Here is an 18,601-nt window from a genome sequence, read left to right as displayed (position 1 = left end):
ATCCTGCTGCCTGTCCTCCACGGTAGCGGGCGCATCCCGATCACGTCATCACAAAGAGTGACCACTCCCACGCGCCCCGCCCCCGCCCTCCGAAGCCCTACGCTAGAAGGCTGAGATCCCCGCGCACAGGAGTGAAATGGCCGTCAACCTGGTCAATGTCGAGAACGTCAGCAAGGTGTACGGCACCCGTGCCCTGCTGGACGGTGTCTCGCTCGGTGTCTCCGAGGGCGACCGGATCGGCGTGGTGGGCCGCAACGGCGACGGCAAGACCACCCTGGTCCGGATGCTCGCCAAGCTGGAGGAGGCCGACACCGGCCGGGTCACCCACTCCGGCGGGCTGCGCCTGGGCGTGCTCACCCAGCACGACTCCCTGGACCCGGCCGCCACCGTCCGCCACGAGGTCATCGGCGACATGGCCGACCACGAGTGGGCCGGCAACGCCAAGGTCAGGGATGTTCTGACCGGGCTGTTCGGGGGCCTGGACCTGCCGGGCTTCCCGAAGGGGCTCGACACCGTCATCGGACCCCTCTCCGGTGGCGAGCGGCGCCGCATCGCGCTCGCCAAGCTGCTCATCGAGGAGCAGGACCTGATCGTCCTCGACGAGCCCACCAACCACCTCGACGTCGAGGGCATCGCCTGGCTCGCCCAGCACCTGCAGAACCGGCGCTCGGCGCTGGTCTGCGTCACCCACGACCGCTGGTTCCTCGACCAGGTCTGCACCCGCATGTGGGACGTGCAGCGCGGAACCGTCCACGAGTACGAGGGCGGCTACTCCGACTACGTCTTCGCGCGTGCCGAGCGCGAGCGGATCGCCGCCACCGAAGAGGCCAAGCGGCAGAACCTGATCAGGAAGGAGCTGGCCTGGCTGCGCCGCGGCGCCCCCGCCCGTACCTCCAAGCCGCGCTTCCGCGTCGAGGCCGCCAACGAACTGATCGCCGATGTGCCGCCGCCGCGGGACAGCAGCGAACTGATGAAGTTCGCCTCCTCCCGGCTGGGCAGGACGGTCTTCGACCTCGAGGACGTCACCGTGCAGGCCGGGCCCAAGGTGCTGCTCAAGCACGTCACCTGGCAGCTCGGCCCCGGCGACCGCATCGGCCTGGTCGGCGTCAACGGCGCCGGCAAGACCTCCCTGCTGCGCGCCATGGCCGAGGCGGCGCGGACCGAGGGCGAGGCGCAGCCCGCCGGCGGCCGGATCGCCGTCGGGAAGACCGTCAAGCTCGCCTACCTCTCCCAGGAGGTCGCCGAACTCGACCCCGCCTGGCGGGTCCTGGAGGCCGTGCAGCGCGTCCGCGAGCGCGTCGACCTCGGCAAGGGCCGGGAGATGACGGCGGGACAGCTGTGCGAGACGTTCGGCTTCACCAAGGACAAGCAGTGGACGCCGGTGGGGGACCTCTCCGGTGGTGAGCGCCGTCGGCTCCAGCTGCTGCGCCTGCTGATGGACGAGCCCAACGTCCTCTTCCTCGACGAGCCCACCAACGACCTCGACATCGAGACCCTCACCCAGCTGGAGGACGTCCTCGACGGCTGGCCCGGCTCGATGATCGTCATCTCCCACGACCGGTTCTTCGTCGAGCGCACCACCGACCGCGTCTTCGCCCTCCTCGGTGACGGCACCCTGCGCATGCTGCCGCGCGGCATCGACGAGTACCTGGAGCGGCGCCGGCGCATGGAGGAGGAGGTCGCCGCACGGGCCACCGCGGCGCCCAGGCCGGCCACGGCCGAGAAGAGCGCCGCCGACCAGCGCGCCGCCAAGAAGGAACTCCAGAAGATCGAGCGGCAGTTGGACAAGATCTCGGAGAAGGAGTCCAGGTTGCACGCTCAGATCGCCGACAACGCAACCGACTTCGCGAAGGTGGCCGAACTCGACGCCCAGCTGCGGGATCTGGCCGCGGAGCGCGAGGAACTCGAGCTGCGCTGGCTGGAGATGGCCGAGGACGCGTAGCGGGCGACGGCGGCGGCTCCAGGGCGCGCGACGGGCTTGCGTGCGCTCCGTGAAGGGGGCGTGAAGGCGCATAACGGGGGCGTCACGGGCCGGTCCTTCCTTGGGAACAGGGGAGGATCCGGCCCCGTGTGCTGTCGGTGCCGGGTGATAGAAAGAGCCGTCTGAGAACTGTCTGAGAATGACCCTTTGGGTCCGTCACGAACCTCTCAGGGCGTGGCTAAAAATCAGTGAACGAGGGGGAAGAGCGCTGATGACTCAGCCGCCCGACCAGCCGCCACAGGGTGGTTTCGGACCGCCGCAGGACCAGTCGCCGCAGGGCGGCGGATTCGGGCCCCCGCAGAGCCCGCCGGCGCAGGGAGGGTTCGGCGCCCCCCAGGGCGCCCCGGGGACGCCTGCGCCGCAGCCCGGGCCCGGTTACGGCTACCCCCAGCAGCCCGGCCCGTACGGCGCCGCTCCCGGCGCCCAGGGCGCCTCCCCCGGCCCTTACGGCTACCCGCAGCAGGGCCCGTACGCACCCCAGCCCGGCTACGGCTACCCGCAGCAGCCGCAGTACGCGGGCACGCCCGGCACCGAGCCGGGCGGCAGGTCCCGCCTCAAGGGCAGGCCCGCGGTGATCATCGGCGCCGCCGTGGCCGCGCTGCTCGTCATCGGCGGCACTGTCTTCGCGGTCACGGGCGGCGGCGACGGCGGCGGCAAGAAGAAGCCGGTCGCCCAGAAGAGCGGCGACAGCAAGCCCTCCGCGTCCATGCCGGTCAACCCCGGCGACGGCAGCGGCGACGGCGGCTCGGACCCGGACAACCTCAACGACGGCCGCAAGCCGGGCGAGGCCAAGGTCCTGTGGTACAAGTCGGCTCCCGACGCCCCCGGTTCCGGCGCCGACGCGCCCGGCATGTGGATAACCGACAAGACCGCGGTGAAGGCGGCGTACAAGCAGGTCTTCGGCTTCCGTGTCGGTAACGGCAAACCGGCCTGGAGCCCGGTCGATTTCCCGCAGAAGATCTGCGCGGTCACCCCACGGCCGTCGGCGGACGACAAGGTCGTCGTGGCCTACATGAACGGCGTCAGCGACAACGCCAAGTGCAACCAGCTCCAGCAACTCGACCTGAACACGGGCGAGAAGGGCTGGAGCGCCGAGGTCGCCGACGGCGGGCTGTTCGACAGCGCGCTCAACGTCGAGCTGACCATCAGCGGCAAGACGCTGATGGTGGGCCGCACCGAGTCCGGGACGGCGTACGACATCGACAGCGGCAAGAAGCTGTACGACAAGGAGAAGTACGGCAACGCCTGCTTCCCGGCCGCGTTCGCGGGCACTCCCAGCAAGCTGATACAGGTGGCCTCCTGCGGCGCGGGCGGCAGCGACGAGCACGACGAGATCTCCGAACTCGACCCCGCCACCGGCAAGGTGAAGTGGACCCAGCCGGTCAAGAAGGGCTGGAAGGTCGAGCGCACGTACTCCCTCAGCCCGCTCGTGGTCTATCTGACCAACGAGGACAAGAACGCCTGGAACATCTCCACCCTGACCAAGGACGGAAAGTTCCGTTCGCAGGTCGTGGTCGACGAGAAGTTCGGCCCCCAGTGCGGCTGGGCGCTCCTCCAGCGCGACCTGCAGGGCTGCCAGGGTGTCGTGGTGCGCGACGGCATGCTCTACCTGCCCACGGACGCGAAGGGCGGCGCCAACGAGATCGTCGCCATCAGCCTCGCCACCGGCAAGGCCGCGTGGCGGGTCAAGTCCCCGGCCGACGAGCCGATGGCCCCGATGAAGGTCAAGGGCGGCAAGCTCATCGCGTACGTGCAGCCGTCCTACGACACGGGCGGCCAGGTGGTGTCGATCCCGACCACCGGTTCCTCCCACAAGGTGACCAAGCTGCTGCAGAACCCCTCGGGCACCGCCGAGATCGAGAACGACTTCTTCGACGGTGCGGTCGACTGGGTCGACGGGCGCTTCTACATCTCCTCCACCCGGCTGAACGGCAACGACCAGTCGAAGGAGAAGCTGATGATGGCCTTCGGCAACTGAGCCCGGCCGGGCCCGGCCCGCTTCCGCCCTCTTCCTCCTTCCCGCATCTCCCGAGGTACCCCTGCCATGACTCAGCCGCCTCCGCCGCCGAACCAGCCCCCGCAGCAGGGCGGTTTCGGCCCGCCGCAGGACCAGGCCCCGCAGCCCCCGCAGCCCCAGCCCGGCTACGGCTACCCGCAGACCCACCAGCCCCCGCAGGCTCCGCCGGCCCCGCCCGCTCAGGCACCCCAGCCGCCGCAGCCCGGTTACGGCTACCCGGGTGCCCAGCAGAACCCGTACGCCCCGCAGCCCCCGGCCTACGGCCAGCCGCCCACCGCGCCGATGCAGCCGCAGCCGGGATACGGCCAGCCCGTGCAGCCGGCGTACGGGCAGCCCACGCAGCCGGGGTACGGGCAGCCCGCGCAGCCGGGGTACGGCTACCCGGGCCAGCCGCCGACCGTCCCGATGCAGCCGCAGCAGGGGCAGTCCGGCGGCGGGCGGAGCAACAGCACCGTGATCATCGTGGTCGCTGCGGTCGTCGCCATCGTGCTGATCGTCGTCGCCGGCATCTGGTACTCCTCCTCGTCCGGGGGCGACGACAAGAAGCACGAGACCGCCGGCTCCACCGGCGGCACCGGCGGCACCGGCGGCAAGGACGACAAGGGTGGCTCCGGCGGCACGGGCGGCGGCAAGGAGAAGGTGCCGGCGAACACCGCCGCTGACGTCCTCTTCCAGGTCCCGATGCCCAAGACGGACGACACCGTCGTCACCTCGGGTTCCTGGCTGACCGACAAGGTGTACGCCAAGAGCGGCATCGCCGAGATCGTCGGCTACGACCCCGCCAAGGGCACCAAGCTGTGGACGAGCAAGCTGCCCGGCCCGGTGTGCGCGGCCAGCGAACACGTCACCACGGACAACAGGACGGCGATCGTCTTCCAGCCGAAGATGCCGGCGAAGGACTCCTCCGCGGGGTGCAGCAAGGTCGGTGCGATCGACCTCGACACCGGCAAGCTGCTGTGGTCGAAGTCGGTCAACAGCGGTGACTCCCCGATCACCTGGGACAATGTGACGGTCGCTCAGCACACCGCGGCGGTCGGCAGCACCTACGGCGGCGCCGCCTTCGACATGGACTCCGGCAAGCTGCTCTGGCAGCCGAAGCCGGACGACACCTGCTACGACGCCGGCTACGGCGGCGGCGCGAAGCTGGTGGCGGTCCGCAAGTGCGGCGAGTACGACAACCGGCAGCTGCACATCCAGAACATCGACCCGAAGACCGGGAAGGTCATCTCCGAGTACAAGATGACCCGGGGCATCGAGTACGCCTCCATCGTCTCCACCGACCCGCTGGTCGTGGCGGCCGACGTCGGCGACAGCGCGGGCGACGGCAGCGGCGTCTCGGACTACTTCTCCATCGACGCCAAGACCGGCAAGCTGCTGACCCGCATCTCCGCGCCCGGCGACACCTACGCCGGCCACTGCGACGGCATCACCCGGATGGAGGACTGCAGGCAGATCGTCGCGGGCAACGGCAAGCTGTACCTGTCCACCGAGGACCATGACGGCACCGGTGACTACAGCGAGACGAACGAGATCATCGCCTTCGACCTGACCACCGGGAAGCAGACCGGCCAGCGCGCCGAGGCCGGCGACGGCTACTCACTCTCGCCGCTGCGCATGGACGGCCCCAACCTGATCGCCTACAAGCGGCCGCCGTACGACAAGGGCGGCCAGATCGTCAGCATCGACGGCGGCTCCTTCAAGGTGACCAAGCTGCTGGAGAACCCGGCCCAGGAGAGCGTGCGCGACGTCGAGACCAGCATGCTGCCGGAGTACTCGGAGATCCTCTACACGCAGGGCCGCCTGTACATGTCGGCGGCATACGCCCACAAGTCCGACGGCCCGGACGAGAAGGAGTACCTGGTGGCGGCGTTCGGCACGAGCGGCTGACCGCAGGCGCCCCACCCCGGCCGCGCCCAGCGGCACTGGTCACGAGAAGTGCCCCGGATTTCATCGGTCCGGGGCACTTCTGCTGCGTAGGGGCAGCGCGATGTCGAACAAGCGTGTAGCTTCCGGGGGCATGAAGGGCGGGGGTTGCTGGGGGGTTGCTCTATGGGAGTGCGGCTCATGGTCGTCGACGACCACCGCTTGCTCGCGGAGGCGCTGGCGTCGGCGCTGAAGCTGCGCGGGCACCGGGTGCTCGCGGCGGCGGCACCGGCCGCGGGCGCGGCCGAACTGGTCGTCGCGCGGGCGCCGGAGGTGTGCTTGCTGGGTACGGCGGCACCGGCCGAGCCGGGGGTCTTCGACCCGGTGGTGCGGATCAAGCGGGAGCGGCCCCAGGTGGCGGTGCTGGTGCTGGGCCCGGTGCCGTCCCCGCGGGGGATCGCGGCGGCCTTCGCCGCGGGGGCGTCGGGGTACGTACGGCACGACGAGCGCATCGAGGGCGTCGAGCGGGCCATCATGAAGGCCCGGGCGGGGGAGGCGGCGGTGGCCCCGCAGCTGCTCCAGGGCGCGTTCGGTGAACTGCTGAACCCCGCCGCGCAGCCGGACGACGAGGGTCAGCGGCTGCTCCAGATGCTGACGCCGCGTGAGGTGGAGGTCCTGGTCAGGGTCGCCGAGGGCGAGGACACCCGCGGGATCGCGGCCGGTATGGGCATCGCCCCCAGCACCGCCCGCACCCACGTCCAGCGGGTCCTGATGAAGCTGGGCGTGGGCTCCCGGCTGGAGGCAGCGGCGCTGGCGGCACGGACGGGCTTGCTGGACAGGGCGGGACCGCTGGGCAGTGGGAGCTAGCGGAGCAACCGGAGCCGGCGGAGCAACGGGATCCGGCGGAGCAGCCGTCCGCACTACGCCCTCGGCCCTTCCGCCTCCTGCGGCAACCCCTCCGGAGGCGGCGGCGGCGGTGTGGGCCGCAGCCACAGCCAGGCCAGGAAGAACACGCCCAGGGCCAGCATGCCGATGCCGGTCCACAGGTTGATGTTGACTCCCTGGGCCTTGTCGATCGCGGACCGGGTGTCGGTGACGCCGGTGACCGTGATGATGACGCCGTACACGACGAACAGGCCGCCGATGATGCGGCGCAGGTCGAAGATGCGCGCCGCGGTCGCCGACCTGTGCTCCAGCTCGGTGACCTCCTCCTGGATCTCCTCCTCGGAAGAGGCGGAGAAGTCGAACTGCTCGGAGTGCTCGGATGGCTCGGTCATGGTTTTTCCCTTCTCTCGTGGTCAGAACGAGAACGGGACGTAGCAGGCGGCGGCCAGGATCACGGCACCCCAGCCCAGCAGGGCGGGCCTGCGGTACCAGGCCTCGTCGCCGGGGGCGGGCGGCTCGGCCATGCCGGGGGAACGGGTGCCGTAGACCAGGCCCTGGAGCTGCTCGGCCGGCTTCGGCTTCGTGAACAGGGACACCGCGACCATCACGACCGCGCCGGCGATGAAGCCCGCGATCGCGGAGACGAAGTTGGCGCCCTGGTCGGTGGGGATCGCGATGATGCCCTTCTTGTAGACCACGAAGTAGTTGACCATCGCGGTCACGGTGCCGGCGAGCAGTCCCCAGAAGCCGGACTTCGCGGACGCCCGCTTCCAGAACATGCCGACGACGAAGACGACGAACATCGGCACGTTGAAGAAGGAGAACAGCGTCTGCAGGTAGCTCATGATGTTCGAGAACGACGACGCCAGGAACGCGGTGCCGACGGAGGCGCAGACACCGATGACGGTGATCAGGCGGCCGAACCGCACGTAGTACTCGTCCTCGCGGTGCCGTACGGCGTACTTGGCCCAGATGTCGTTGGTGAACACCGTGTTGAAGGACGAGACGTTCGCCGCCATGCCGGCCATGAACGCGGCGAGCAGGCCCGTCACCGCGATGCCGAGCACGCCGTTGGGCAGCAGCTCCTGCATCAGGTAGGGGATCGCGTCGTTGTACTGGTAGCCGGATGCGGAGGTGCCGAACTTCGGGACGAGCGCGGCGGCGACCAGCCCGGGGATCATCACGAGGAAGACGATGAAGATCTTCGGGTACGCGGCGATCAGCGGGGTGCGCTGTCCGGCGGAGAGGTTCCTCGCGGACAGGGCGCGCTGCACCTCGGCGAAGTTGGTGGTCCAGTAGCCGAAGGACAGCACGAAGCCGAGGCCGAGGACGATGGTCAGCCAGTTGGCGCCCAGCGGGTTGACGCTGCCGATGCCGGTGCCGCCCCAGGCGGTGGTGAAGTCGTGGCCGTGGTCGGCGGTGAGCTTGTCGGTCAGGCCGCTCCAGCCGCCGGCCTTCTTCAGGCCGAGGACGGTGATCGGGATGAGGGCGGCCAGGATCACGAAGAACTGGAGCACCTCGTTGTAGATCGCCGAGGACAGACCGCCCAGGGTGATGTACGCCAGCACGAAGGCGCCGGCGACCACGATCGCCACCCACTGCGGCCAGCCGAGCAACGCCTCGACGACGATCGAGAGGGCGTACAGGTTCACACCGGCGATCAGGATCGCCGCGAAGGCGAACAGGATCGAACTGAACAGGTGGGCGCCCCTGTCGAAGCGCAGCAGCAGGAACTCGGGGACCGATCGGACCTTGCTGCCGTAGTAGAAGGGCATCATCACCAGGCCCAGGAAGACCATCGCGGGGATGGCGCCGATCCAGTACCAGTGCACGGTGTATGCGCCGTACTGGGCGCTGTTCGCCGCCATGCCCAGGATCTCGGTGGCCGCCAGGTTCGCCGAGATGAAGGCGAGGCCGGTGATCCACGCGGGCAGCGAGCGCCCGGAGAGGAAGAAGTCGAGGCTGGTCTTCACCGAGCGGCGGGCCCCGAAGCCGATGCCGAGGACGACGACGAAGTAGATCCCGAGGATCGTGTAGTCCAGCCCGTTCGTGGGGAGCCGTAGCCCCGCCGCCAGCAGAGGGGCGTGTGTGGGGGTGTGCATGACGAACTCGCTTCGTTGCGCGAACTGATCAGAGCGGAACCTATGCCTCCGCGTTTAGAAACTGAACACTTCTGATGGTTTTCTTTGTTCGATCGTGATCGCTCGAGATATTGTCGAATTGTGGTCTGTTATGTTTGATTGTGTTGAGTGATTGCTGCGGGACCTAGAGGAGTCCGCGTGAAGAAGACCTCGACCCGGCTGGCCGACGGTCGTGAGCTGATCTACTACGACCTGCGCGACGACGCCGTGCGCGACGCCGTGGACCGCCGCCCGCTGGAGCGGACCCACACCACGTCCCAGACCCGCCGTGACGTACTGCTCGGTGACGCGGTCGCCGTCGCCTCGCATCGCCAGGGCCGCACCTACCACCCGCCGGCCGACGAATGCCCGCTGTGCCCGACGCGGGGCGAGCGGCTCAGCGAGATCCCCGACTCCTCGTACGACGTCGTCGTCTTCGAGAATCGTTTCCCCTCGCTGGCCGGCGACTGCGGACGCTGCGAGGTCGTCTGCTTCACCTCCGACCACGACGCGTCCTTCGCCGGCCTCACCGAGGAGCAGGCGCGCCTGGTGCTGGACGCGTGGACGGACCGGACGTCGGAGCTGTCGCATCTGCCCTCCGTGGAGCAGGTGTTCTGTTTCGAGAACCGCGGTGCCGAGATCGGTGTGACCCTCGGCCATCCGCACGGGCAGATCTACGGATACCCCTTCACCACCCCCCGCACCGCCCTGATGCTCCGCTCGCTCGCCGCCCACAAGGAGGCGACCGGCGGGGAGAACCTGTTCGACGCCGTTGTGGAGCGGGAACTCGCCGGTGAGCGGGTCGTCCTTGAGGGTGAACACTGGGTGGGCTTCGTGCCCTACGCGGCGCACTGGCCGTACGAGGTCCATCTCTACCCCAAGCGTCGCGTCCCCGACCTGCTCGCGCTCGACGAGGGGGCACGCACAGAATTCCCCCAGCTCTATCTGGAACTCTTGAGGCGCTTCGACCGGATCTTCGGCGAGGGTGAGCCTCCGACGCCGTACATCGCGGCCTGGCACCAGGCCCCCTTCGGCAGGCTGGAGGAGTTCGACGGCGTCACGCGTGGCGACTTCGCGCTCCACCTCGAGCTTTTCACCATTCGCCGCACTTCCGGCAAGCTGAAGTTCCTCGCGGGTTCCGAGTCCGGCATGAGCGTGTTCATCAACGATGTGCCGCCGGAGCGCGCGGCCGAGCGACTGCGAGAGGTAGCGAGTTCATGAAGTACCTGGTGACGGGCGGGGCGGGGTACGTCGGCAGCGTGGTGGCCCAGCATCTGCTGGAGGCCGGCCACGAGGTCACGGTCCTCGACAACCTCTCCACCGGCTTCCGTGAGGGCGTGCCCGCCGGGGCGGCCTTCGTTGAGGGCGACATCCGCGACGCCGCCAAGTGGCTCGACTCCTCCTACGACGGCGTGCTGCACTTCGCCGCCTCCTCCCAGGTCGGCGAGTCGGTGGTGAAGCCGGAGAAGTACTGGGACAACAACGTCGGCGGCAGCATGGCCCTGCTCGGCGCGATGCGCGAGGCGGGCGTGCGCAGGCTGGTGTTCTCCTCCACGGCGGCCACGTACGGCGAGCCGGAGCAGGTCCCGATCGTCGAGAGTGCACCGACGAAGCCGACCAACCCCTACGGCGCCTCCAAGCTCGCCGTCGACCACATGATCACCGGCGAGGCGCACGCCCACGGTCTGGCGGCGGTGTCCCTGCGCTACTTCAACGTCGCGGGCGCGTACGGCGCCCACGGCGAGCGCCACGATCCCGAGTCGCACCTGATCCCGCTGGTCCTCCAGGTCGCCCAGGGCCGCCGCGACGCGATCTCGGTCTACGGCGACGACTACCCCACCCCCGACGGCACCTGCATCCGCGACTACATCCACGTCGCCGACCTGGCCGAGGCCCACCTCCTGGCCCTGACGGCCGCCCGGCCGGGCGAGCACCTGATCTGCAACCTCGGCAACGGCAACGGCTTCTCGGTCCGCGAGGTCATCGAGACCGTCCGCTCGGTCACCGGGCACCCGATCCCCGAGGTGGTCGCCCCGCGCCGGGGCGGCGACCCCGCCGTCCTGGTCGCCGCCGCCGACCGTGCCCGCGAGGAGCTGGGCTGGAACCCGTCCCGCGCGGACCTCGCCGGGATCGTCGCGGACGCCTGGGAGTTCGCACAGAGCGTCGCAAGGGAGCAGTAGTGGGGGCACAGCAGGTCCGGGAGCGCTTCGCCGAGCTGTACGGGGCCGAGCCGGAAGGGGTGTGGGCGGCGCCGGGCCGGGTCAACCTCATCGGCGAGCACACCGACTACAACGACGGTTTCGTCATGCCGTTCGCCCTCCCGCACCGGGTGACGGCGGCACTCTCGCGCCGGGACGACGGCGTCCTGCGCCTGCACTCGGCGGACGTCGAGGACGGGATCGTCGAGCTGCGCGTGGACGCCCTGACCCCGCAGAGCGACCAGGACTGGACGGCGTACCCGGCGGGCGTGGTCTGGGCGCTGCGCGCGGCGGGCCATGCGGTGACCGGCGCGGACATCCATCTGACCTCGACGGTCGCCACGGGTGCGGGCCTGTCCTCCTCGGCCGCCCTGGAGGTCGTGATCGCGCTCGCGCTGAACGACCTCCACGGCCTCGGCCTGCAGCGCTGGCAGCTGGCCCGCCTGTGCCAGCGCGCGGAGAACATCTACGTCGGCGCGCCGACCGGGATCATGGACCAGACGGCGTCGGCCTGCTGCGAGCAGGGCCATGCCCTGTTCCTCGACACCCGCGACCTGTCCCAGCAGCAGATCCCCTTCGACCTGGCCGCCGAGGGCCTGCGCCTGCTGGTCGTCGACACCCAGGTCAAGCACGCCCACAGCGGCGGCGAGTACGGCAGGCGCCGGGCGGGCTGCGAGAAGGGGGCCGCGCTGCTCGGCGTGGACGCCCTGCGGGACATTCCCTACGCCGAGCTGGACGCGGCGCTGGCCCGCCTGGGCGACGAGGAGGAGGTACGCCGCCTGGTCCGGCACGTCGTCACCGAGGACGAGCGGGTCGAGCGCGTCGTGTCCCTGCTCCGGTCCGGGGACACCCGCGCCATCGGCCCGGTCCTCACCGAGGGCCACGCCTCCTTGCGTGACGACTTCCGCATCTCCTGCCCGGAGCTCGACCTGGTCGTCGACACGGCCCTCGCCGCCGGCGCCCTCGGCGCCCGCATGACCGGCGGCGGCTTCGGCGGCTCGGCGATCGTCCTGGCGGAGGCGGCGGACGTCGACACGCTCACGAAGGCGGTCGAGGAAGCCTTCGCCACGGCCGGCTTCCGGGCACCGCGCGTCTTCGAGGCGGTGCCGTCGCCGGGGGCGCGGCGGCTCGTCTGACCTTCCGCTAGCCTCGTCAGCCCCGCCTCCTGTGCGGGGCTGACGGTCGTTGCGGAGGTGGGGCGACGTGCACGACGACGAGATACGGTCCCGGTTCAACGGCCGTGGCCAGGTCGAACTGCGGCTCGGTGTGGCGGCGAGACCCAGGGCCGAGGAGATCGCGCACGCGCTCGGATACCGGCTGCTCTCCGTCGAACGCCGTCGTAGCCCCCGCTATGTGCTGCTCGGCTTTCACGGTCCCGTCACCCTGCATCTGCTCTTCCAGCGCGACGACGACCCGCGGGCCCGCCGCAGGGCCGAGCAGACCCTCGAGCGGCTGCGGGCAGGTGGCCCGGTGCTGGCGGACGGCGGACTTACCCCGCCCCCGCCGCCCCCGTCCGCGCCCCCGCCCTTCACACCCCGGCCGCCGGCACCTCGCCCCCGCCGGTCGATGGAGCCTCCGCCGCCCCCGCCGGTGGGCTCGCCCGCGCCACGGATCCCGCCCCGGCCGCCGTACCCGCCCCCGCCGCCCCCGCCGCCGTCGGAGTGAGCCCCTGTCAGCCCAGGCGCTTGGTCAGGATGTACTCCGTGATCCCCGGGGGATAGTCCGGGATCACGCCCGCCACCTCGTAGCCCTGCTTCTTGTAGAACTCGGGGGCCTGGAAGTCCCAGGTCTCCAGGCGGGCGGCCGTGCAGGCGCGGTCGGCGGCGGCGATGCGTTCGGCCTCCGCAAGGAGCTGGGATCCGAGGCCGGTGCCCCGGTGGACGGCGTCGACCCACAGGTAGGTGATGTGCAGCCAGGCCGTCCACGTGTGGCCGACCAGGCCGCCGGCCAGGTCGCCGGTCTCGCCCAGTGCCCAGACGTGGAGGGGGACCTGTCGCTCCTCGGGCGTGCCGCGTAGGGCCGCCAGGGCCGGGGAGGCAGCGTTATTGGTCTCCCGCAGCCGCGAGCGCAGCAGATCGCGTCGTTCCTTGTCGACTCCCGCCTCAATTCGAAACATGCGCCACACCATAAACGCGCCGGAGTGCCAGTTCTGTAAATTTCCTTCCGCTGTGTGCTCCCGTCCGTACTCTGAGGAACAGCATCGGTGGGGGCCGGTGCCGATCAGGGGGCGAGACAGGCGGGTACGGCGCTCGCGGTGGGGTAGCAGTCTGCGCAACGGCGGCGGCCGTGCGGTGGGCGAACTTTCCGCGGGTGCCGTCCTCGCACGGGTCGTCGTTCTCCGGAGCATTCCGGGCTTTTCCGGACCTGGATATCCCCTGCTCCATGCGGAGTCTGGGGAAGGGGGTTTCGTGGTTCGCATCCGAGTCCTGGTCGTCGACGACCACCGCATCTTCGCCGAGTCGCTCGCCGCGGCCCTGGCCGCCGAGCCCGACGTCGACGTCTTCGCCGCCGGCAGCGGTCCGGCCGCGATGCGCTGCCTGGAGCGGGCGGCGGCGGACGGCCGCCGCTACGACGTCCTCCTGGTCGACGCCGACCTGGGCTGCGACCGGCCCGGCGCCCGCCCGGCCGTGCCCGTGCAGGAGGGGGACGAGGAGGGGCTGGTCGACGGGATCTCCCTGGTCGCGGGGATCCGGGCGGCGCAGCCCGGGGTGCGGACCGTGGTGCTCGCCGATAAGGACGACCCCCGGCGTGCGGCGCTCGCGCTCCAGGCCGGCGCCTCCGGCTGGGTCGCCAAGGACTGCTCGCTGTCCCGGCTGCTGACGGTGATACGCGGGGTGCTGCGCGACGAGACCCATCTGCCGCCCGCCCTGCTCACCGCGGTCCTGAAGGAACTGACGACCGCGCGCAGGCACCGCACCGAGAGCGAGCGGCTGGTGGAGTCCCTGACCCCGCGCGAGCGAGAGGTGCTGCGCTGCATGGTCGCGGGGCTGGGCCGCAAGGCCGTGGCCGAACGGCTCTACCTCTCCCCGCACACCGTGCGCACCCATATGCAGAACGTCCTCGGCAAACTGGGCGTCCACTCCACCCTCGCCGCCGTCGCCCTCGCCCGCCGGGCCGGGGTGGGGCCCGCCGACCTAGCCGGGGATGTTGTCGAACGGGGCGGTCAGCTGGCGTAGCAGGTCCGCCAGTTCGGCCCGCTGGCTACGGGAGAGTTCGGCGAGGAGCGCTCGTTCCTGGTCCAGCAGCCCGGCCAGCGCCTGGTCCGCGCGGTCCCGGCCCGTGTCGGTCAGCCGGACCAGCACACCCCGCCGGTCGCTGGGGTCGGGCAGCCGCTCCACCAGGCCCTTCTTCGCCAACCGGTCGATCCGGTTGGTCATCGTGCCCGAGGTGACGAGGGTCTGCGTCAGCAACTGCCCGGGGGAGAGCTGGTAGGGCGTGCCCGCCCGCCTGAGCGCGGTCAGCACATCGAATTCCCAGGGCTCGAGCTGGTGCTCGGAAAAGGCGAGCCGGCGCGCGCGATCCAGGTGCCGGGCCAGTCTGCTCACCCGGCTGAGCACTTCCAGCGGCTCCACGTCGAGGTCCGGACGCTCCCGGCGCCACGCTGCCACCAGCCGATCGACCTCGTCCTCCATGCGATCAGTGTAGTGGTTGTGTCGATGTGAAGTCTCTTGACCTCAAGCTTCTTGACATCGAGATAACTGGGGGCGACAGTGGAGTCATGACCAAGCCGAACTGGGATCCCGGCCAGTACCTGCGCCACGCCGGTCACCGCGCCCGCCCCTTCGCCGACCTGCTCGCCCGTGTCCCCGAACTGCCGGCGGAACCGCCCGCAAGGCGTCCCCGGATCGCCGACCTGGGCTGCGGCCCCGGCAATGTCACCGCCCTGCTCGCCGACCGCTGGCCCACCGCGCACATCACCGGGTACGACAACTCGCCCGAGATGCTCGACCGGGCGCACGTGGACTTCGCCGGGCCGACCGCCGGCGGGGGGCGCCTCGACTTCGCCTCCGCGGACGTACGCACCTGGCGGCCCCAGGAGCGTTACGACCTCATCATCAGCAACGCGACCCTGCACTGGGTGCCCGGCCACGCCGACCGCTTCGCCGACTGGACCGCCGCCCTCGAGCCCGGCGGCACCTTCGCCTTCCAGGTCCCCGACAACGTCGACGCCCCGCTGCACGCCCTGCTGCGCGACCTGGCCGCCACTCCCCGCTGGAAGACCCGCCTCGCCGGTGTCCTGCGCCGCGAGGACTCCGTCCACGAACCCGGCGCCTACCTGGACCGCATCGCCCGGCTGGGCTGCGCCGTAGATGTCTGGCAGACGACGTACCTGCACGTCCTGACCGGCGAGGACCCGGTCCTGGACTGGGCGAAGGGGACGGCGCTGCGCCCGGCCCTCACCGTGCTCGCCGACGACCCCGAGGCGCGCGACGCGTTCCTCGCCGAGTACCGGGACCTGCTGCGGGATGCCTACCCGAGCGCCCCCTACGGCACCGTCCTGCCGTTCCGCCGGCTCTTCGCCGTGGCCGTGAAGGAGGCCTGACCATGCTCGTCGCCCTCGACCATGTACAGCTGGCGGCCCCGCCCGGCTCGGAGGACATGCTGCGGGCGTACTACGTGGACGTCCTCGGGATGACCGAGATCCCGAAACCGCCGGTGCTGGCGGCCCGCGGCGGCTGCTGGTTCGAGGCGGGCCCGGTCCAGCTCCACGTGGGTGCCGAGGACGCCTTCCGCCCTGCGAGGAAGGCCCACCCCGGGCTGCGCGTGACGGACATCGAGGCGTTCGCCGCCCGGCTCGCGGCCCGCGGGGCGCCCGTCACCTGGGACGACAACCTCCCGGGCCACAGGCGCTTCTACTCGGAGGATCCGGTGGGCAACCGGCTGGAGTTCCTGGAGCCGGTGGCTACAGGGGCCTCATCAGAGGGTCCAGAGTGATGTCGATGTCGAAAGGCACGGAGAGTTCGAGCTTGTCGTGGTGGATGCCCGTGAGCGCGTACGCCCTGGTCACCGGGTCCAACTCGTAGGTCCGGACCACGGGGTGCTGATTGCCCTCGGCCATGTCGACCAGCCAGAAGTGGGGAATTCCGGCGGCTGCGTACTTGGAAGGCTTGGTGTCGTGATCACGGGCCTCGGAGTCCGGGGAGACGACCTCGACGGCGAGCACCAGGTCCTCCGCCTCGAACCGGGTCTGCTCAAGGCCGGTGACAGCTTCCGTACGGACGACACTGATGTCCGGTTCAGGAGCATTGCGGCGGCCCAGGACCACGGTCATCTCCCGCTCGACACTCAGATCGCTCGGCAATGTCGAGCGCAGTCCGTTCACCAGCAAGTCGACCATCAGCATATGGAAACGTCGCTGCGGACTCACGAAGACCAGGCTCCCGTCGATCAACTCGGTGTGCGGCGGGAGGTCCGGCAGGCTGAACAGGTCGTCCACCGTGAAGCCTTCGGGCGGCGGCACGGGCAGTCGGATGTGTGCGGCGCTCGACTCGGCAGTCATGGTGATTCCTCCCATGAGCGGGATTCTCGGCCTGTGTACCCACCGTAGCCGCCGTAACCGACAAAGGTCATCACATCGGGTGATCAACACCCGGGCGACGGATACCGCTAGCTCTTGCGGTGCCCGATCAGCCGCGGCTTCGGCTCCAGACCGTCCAGCCCGTGCCACGCCAGGTTGACCAGGTGCGCCGCCACCTCCGCCTTCTTCGGGCGGCGGACGTCCAGCCACCACTGGCCGGTCAGGGCAACCATGCCGACCAGGGCCTGGGCGTACAGCGGCGCGAGCTTGGGGTCGAAGCCGCGGGACTTGAACTCGCGGCCCAGGATGTCCTCCACCTGCGTGGCGATGTCCGAGATCAGCGAGGCGAAGGACCCCGTGGACTGGGGGATCGGGGAGTCGCGGACCAGGATGCGGAAACCGTCCGTGTACTCCTCGATGTAGTCGAGCAGCGCGAAGGCCGCCTGCTCGCACAGCTCACGAGGGTGGCCCGCGGTCAGCGAGCTGGTCACCATGTCCAGCAGGCGGCGCATCTCACGGTCCACCACCACCGCGTACAGCCCCTCCTTGCCACCGAAGTGCTCGTACACCACGGGCTTGGACACCCCGGCCTTCGCCGCGATCTCCTCGACCGACGTGCCCTCGAAACCCTTGGCTGCGAAGAGGGTGCGACCGATCTCCAGCAACTGCTGGCGGCGCTCGGCACCGGTCATACGGGTCCGGCGGGTCCGCCGCTGCTTGTCGTTGCCTGGATTACTGCTCGAATCGGTCGCCACGGCGTCAATCATGCCGCCTTGGCGGTCTCCTTCCGGCGTCCGGAACCGCCTTCCCCGGTGTTACGGCGGGAATCGATACGCGAGCGTGACGGCCAGCGCACGTCGTACGCCCAGCCGAGCTGCTCGAACCAGCGGATGAACCGCGCCGAGGAGTCCAGCTGGCCGCGCATCACCCCGTGGCGCGCCGAGGTCGGGTCGGCGTGGTGCAGGTTGTGCCAGGACTCGCCGCAGGACAGGACCGCCAGCCACCACACGTTGCCCGAGCGGTCGCGCGACTTGAACGGGCGCTTGCCCACCGCGTGGCAGATCGAGTTGATCGACCACGTCACATGATGCAGCAGCGCCACTCGCACGAGCGAACCCCAGAAGAACGCGGTGAACGCCCCCCACCAGGACATCGTCACCAGCCCGCCGATCAGCGGCGGCAGCAGGAGGGAGACGGCGGTCCACAGGACGAACTGGCGGGAGACCGCCCGGATCGCCGGGTCCTTGATCAGATCCGGCGCGTACTTGTCCTGCGGGGTCTGCTCCTCGTCGAACATCCAGCCGATGTGCGCCCACCACAGGCCCTTCAGCAGCGCCGGGATCGTCTCGCCGTAGCGCCAGGGGGAGTGCGGGTCGCCCTCCGCGTCGGAGAACTTGTGGTGCCTGCGGTGATCGGCCACCCAGCGCACCAGCGGGCCCTCGACCGCCATCGACCCCATGACCGCGAGCGCGATGCGCAGGGGCCGCTTGGCCTTGAACGAGCCATGGGTGAAGTACCGGTGGAAGCCGATCGTGATGCCGTGGCAGCCGAGGTAGTAGAAAAACACCATCAGGCCCAGGTCGAGCCAGCTCACCCCCCAGCCCCAGGCCAGCGGCACCGCCGCCACCAGCGCCAGGAACGGGACGATGATGAAGAGCAGCAGCGTGAGCTGCTCGACCGAACGCTTCTGCTCACCGCCCAGCGTGGCGGAGGCGGAAGGTGTGCCGGCGGCTTTCGGAGCGTCGTCGATCACATCGGAACTTGGCGTCATTGCGCGTCCCCTGTGGGGTCGAGGGTTGAGGTGGGCGCCGGGTCGACGGGACCGGACGGGAGCAGGGCGATACTTCCTACGGTTCCGTAACCTACGGCATCGTAAGTATGGCAGCGTGCCCCCCGGCGGCAAGAGCCCACGAGCCTGCGCGTCCGCGTGGACACCTATCCTTGGTATCGGTCGGACAGCGCGGTCCGCTTCGTTTCCTTCCCGGACGCTCCGGCCGGTATGCGGCACCCCCGCCGCAG

18 protein-coding genes are annotated in these 18,601 nt (G+C 70.2%); 11 read left to right on the top strand and 7 right to left on the bottom strand.

The features are described 5' to 3' along the window. Positions 1-136 precede the first annotated feature (136 nt). The 4 genes from K7G59_RS25545 (at position 137) to K7G59_RS25530 (ending at position 6,728) form a co-directional block, all read left to right on the top strand. Entirely contained in the window at positions 137-1,942 is a 1,806-nt protein-coding gene (locus tag K7G59_RS25545) for an ABC-F family ATP-binding cassette domain-containing protein (RefSeq protein ID WP_225838098.1), read from the top strand. A gap of 250 nt (positions 1,943-2,192) precedes the next feature. After that, positions 2,193-3,959, top strand: coding sequence for a PQQ-binding-like beta-propeller repeat protein (locus K7G59_RS25540; RefSeq protein WP_225838096.1), 1,767 nt, complete (start codon positions 2,193-2,195; stop codon positions 3,957-3,959). A gap of 66 nt (positions 3,960-4,025) precedes the next feature. Next, the gene (locus tag K7G59_RS25535) at positions 4,026-5,885 is read left to right on the top strand and encodes a PQQ-binding-like beta-propeller repeat protein (protein ID WP_225838093.1); all 1,860 of its coding nucleotides are present in this window, start codon (positions 4,026-4,028) and stop codon (positions 5,883-5,885) included. 162 nt (positions 5,886-6,047) lie between these two features. Next, complete coding sequence (locus K7G59_RS25530) at positions 6,048-6,728, top strand: response regulator transcription factor (RefSeq protein ID WP_225838090.1); 681 nt, start codon at positions 6,048-6,050, stop codon at positions 6,726-6,728. Positions 6,729-6,781: 53 nt separating this feature from the next. On the opposite strand, the gene K7G59_RS25525 is transcribed toward K7G59_RS25530, so the two are convergent. Beyond that, positions 6,782-7,138: a hypothetical protein gene (locus tag K7G59_RS25525; protein WP_225838088.1), complete on the bottom strand. Its 357-nt coding sequence runs from the start codon at positions 7,136-7,138 to the stop codon at positions 6,782-6,784. 21 nt (positions 7,139-7,159) lie between these two features. Beyond that, positions 7,160-8,848, bottom strand: a complete 1,689-nt coding sequence (locus K7G59_RS25520; RefSeq protein WP_225838085.1) for a sodium:solute symporter family protein — start codon at positions 8,846-8,848, stop codon at positions 7,160-7,162. Positions 8,849-9,025: 177 nt separating this feature from the next. Here K7G59_RS25520 and galT point away from each other — a divergent pair, with 177 nt between their 5' ends. From galT to K7G59_RS25500, 4 genes are all read left to right on the top strand, one after another. Further along, entirely contained in the window at positions 9,026-10,087 is a 1,062-nt protein-coding gene (galT, locus tag K7G59_RS25515; RefSeq protein WP_225838083.1) for a galactose-1-phosphate uridylyltransferase, read from the top strand. Beyond that, the gene (gene galE / locus K7G59_RS25510; protein WP_225838081.1) at positions 10,084-11,046 is read left to right on the top strand and encodes a UDP-glucose 4-epimerase GalE; all 963 of its coding nucleotides are present in this window, start codon (positions 10,084-10,086) and stop codon (positions 11,044-11,046) included. Before galT ends, galE begins: the two co-directional genes overlap by 4 nt. Next, positions 11,046-12,200 (top strand): galactokinase, encoded by a 1,155-nt coding sequence (galK, locus tag K7G59_RS25505; protein WP_225838079.1) that lies wholly within the window; start codon positions 11,046-11,048, stop codon positions 12,198-12,200. The genes galE and galK overlap by 1 nt, the downstream gene beginning before the upstream one ends. Positions 12,201-12,267: 67 nt before the next feature. Next, entirely contained in the window at positions 12,268-12,729 is a 462-nt protein-coding gene (locus K7G59_RS25500) for a hypothetical protein (protein WP_225838078.1), read from the top strand. Positions 12,730-12,736: 7 nt separating this feature from the next. On the opposite strand, the gene K7G59_RS25495 is transcribed toward K7G59_RS25500, so the two are convergent. Beyond that, on the bottom strand, positions 12,737-13,180 hold the full coding sequence (locus K7G59_RS25495) for an N-acetyltransferase (RefSeq protein WP_225838077.1): 444 nt from the start codon (positions 13,178-13,180) through the stop codon (positions 12,737-12,739). A 292-nt stretch (positions 13,181-13,472) separates the two neighbouring features. Between K7G59_RS25495 and K7G59_RS25490 the strand changes: the two genes are divergently transcribed. After that, entirely contained in the window at positions 13,473-14,240 is a 768-nt protein-coding gene (locus tag K7G59_RS25490; protein ID WP_225838076.1) for a response regulator transcription factor, read from the top strand. On the opposite strand, the gene tamR is transcribed toward K7G59_RS25490, so the two are convergent. Continuing rightward, entirely contained in the window at positions 14,199-14,696 is a 498-nt protein-coding gene (gene tamR, locus K7G59_RS25485; protein ID WP_225838075.1) for a MarR family transcriptional regulator TamR, read from the bottom strand. The two genes, K7G59_RS25490 and tamR, sit on opposite strands and share 42 nt — an antisense overlap. Positions 14,697-14,782: 86 nt before the next feature. On the opposite strand from tamR, the gene K7G59_RS25480 reads away from it, so the two are divergent. Together K7G59_RS25480 and K7G59_RS25475 are read left to right on the top strand one after the other, a co-directional pair. Next, positions 14,783-15,607 (top strand): trans-aconitate 2-methyltransferase, encoded by an 825-nt coding sequence (locus tag K7G59_RS25480; protein WP_225838074.1) that lies wholly within the window; start codon positions 14,783-14,785, stop codon positions 15,605-15,607. A 2-nt stretch (positions 15,608-15,609) separates the two neighbouring features. Then, positions 15,610-15,999, top strand: a complete 390-nt coding sequence (locus K7G59_RS25475; RefSeq protein ID WP_225838073.1) for a VOC family protein — start codon at positions 15,610-15,612, stop codon at positions 15,997-15,999. Here the strand turns inward: K7G59_RS25475 and K7G59_RS25470 are convergent. From K7G59_RS25470 to K7G59_RS25460, 3 genes are all read right to left on the bottom strand, one after another. Continuing rightward, the gene (locus K7G59_RS25470; protein ID WP_225838072.1) at positions 15,968-16,564 is read right to left on the bottom strand and encodes a Uma2 family endonuclease; all 597 of its coding nucleotides are present in this window, start codon (positions 16,562-16,564) and stop codon (positions 15,968-15,970) included. The genes K7G59_RS25475 and K7G59_RS25470 overlap by 32 nt on opposite strands. Positions 16,565-16,671: 107 nt before the next feature. After that, entirely contained in the window at positions 16,672-17,349 is a 678-nt protein-coding gene (locus K7G59_RS25465; protein ID WP_225838070.1) for a TetR/AcrR family transcriptional regulator, read from the bottom strand. After that, positions 17,346-18,353, bottom strand: a complete 1,008-nt coding sequence (locus tag K7G59_RS25460; RefSeq protein WP_225838068.1) for an acyl-CoA desaturase — start codon at positions 18,351-18,353, stop codon at positions 17,346-17,348. The genes K7G59_RS25465 and K7G59_RS25460 overlap by 4 nt, the downstream gene beginning before the upstream one ends. Between the last annotated feature and the right edge of the window lie 248 nt (positions 18,354-18,601).

It is taken from the genome of Streptomyces sp. NK08204 (assembly GCF_020400585.1).
Taxonomy (GTDB): domain Bacteria; phylum Actinomycetota; class Actinomycetes; order Streptomycetales; family Streptomycetaceae; genus Streptomyces.
This window is presented reverse-complemented; position numbering and strand designations above follow the sequence as displayed.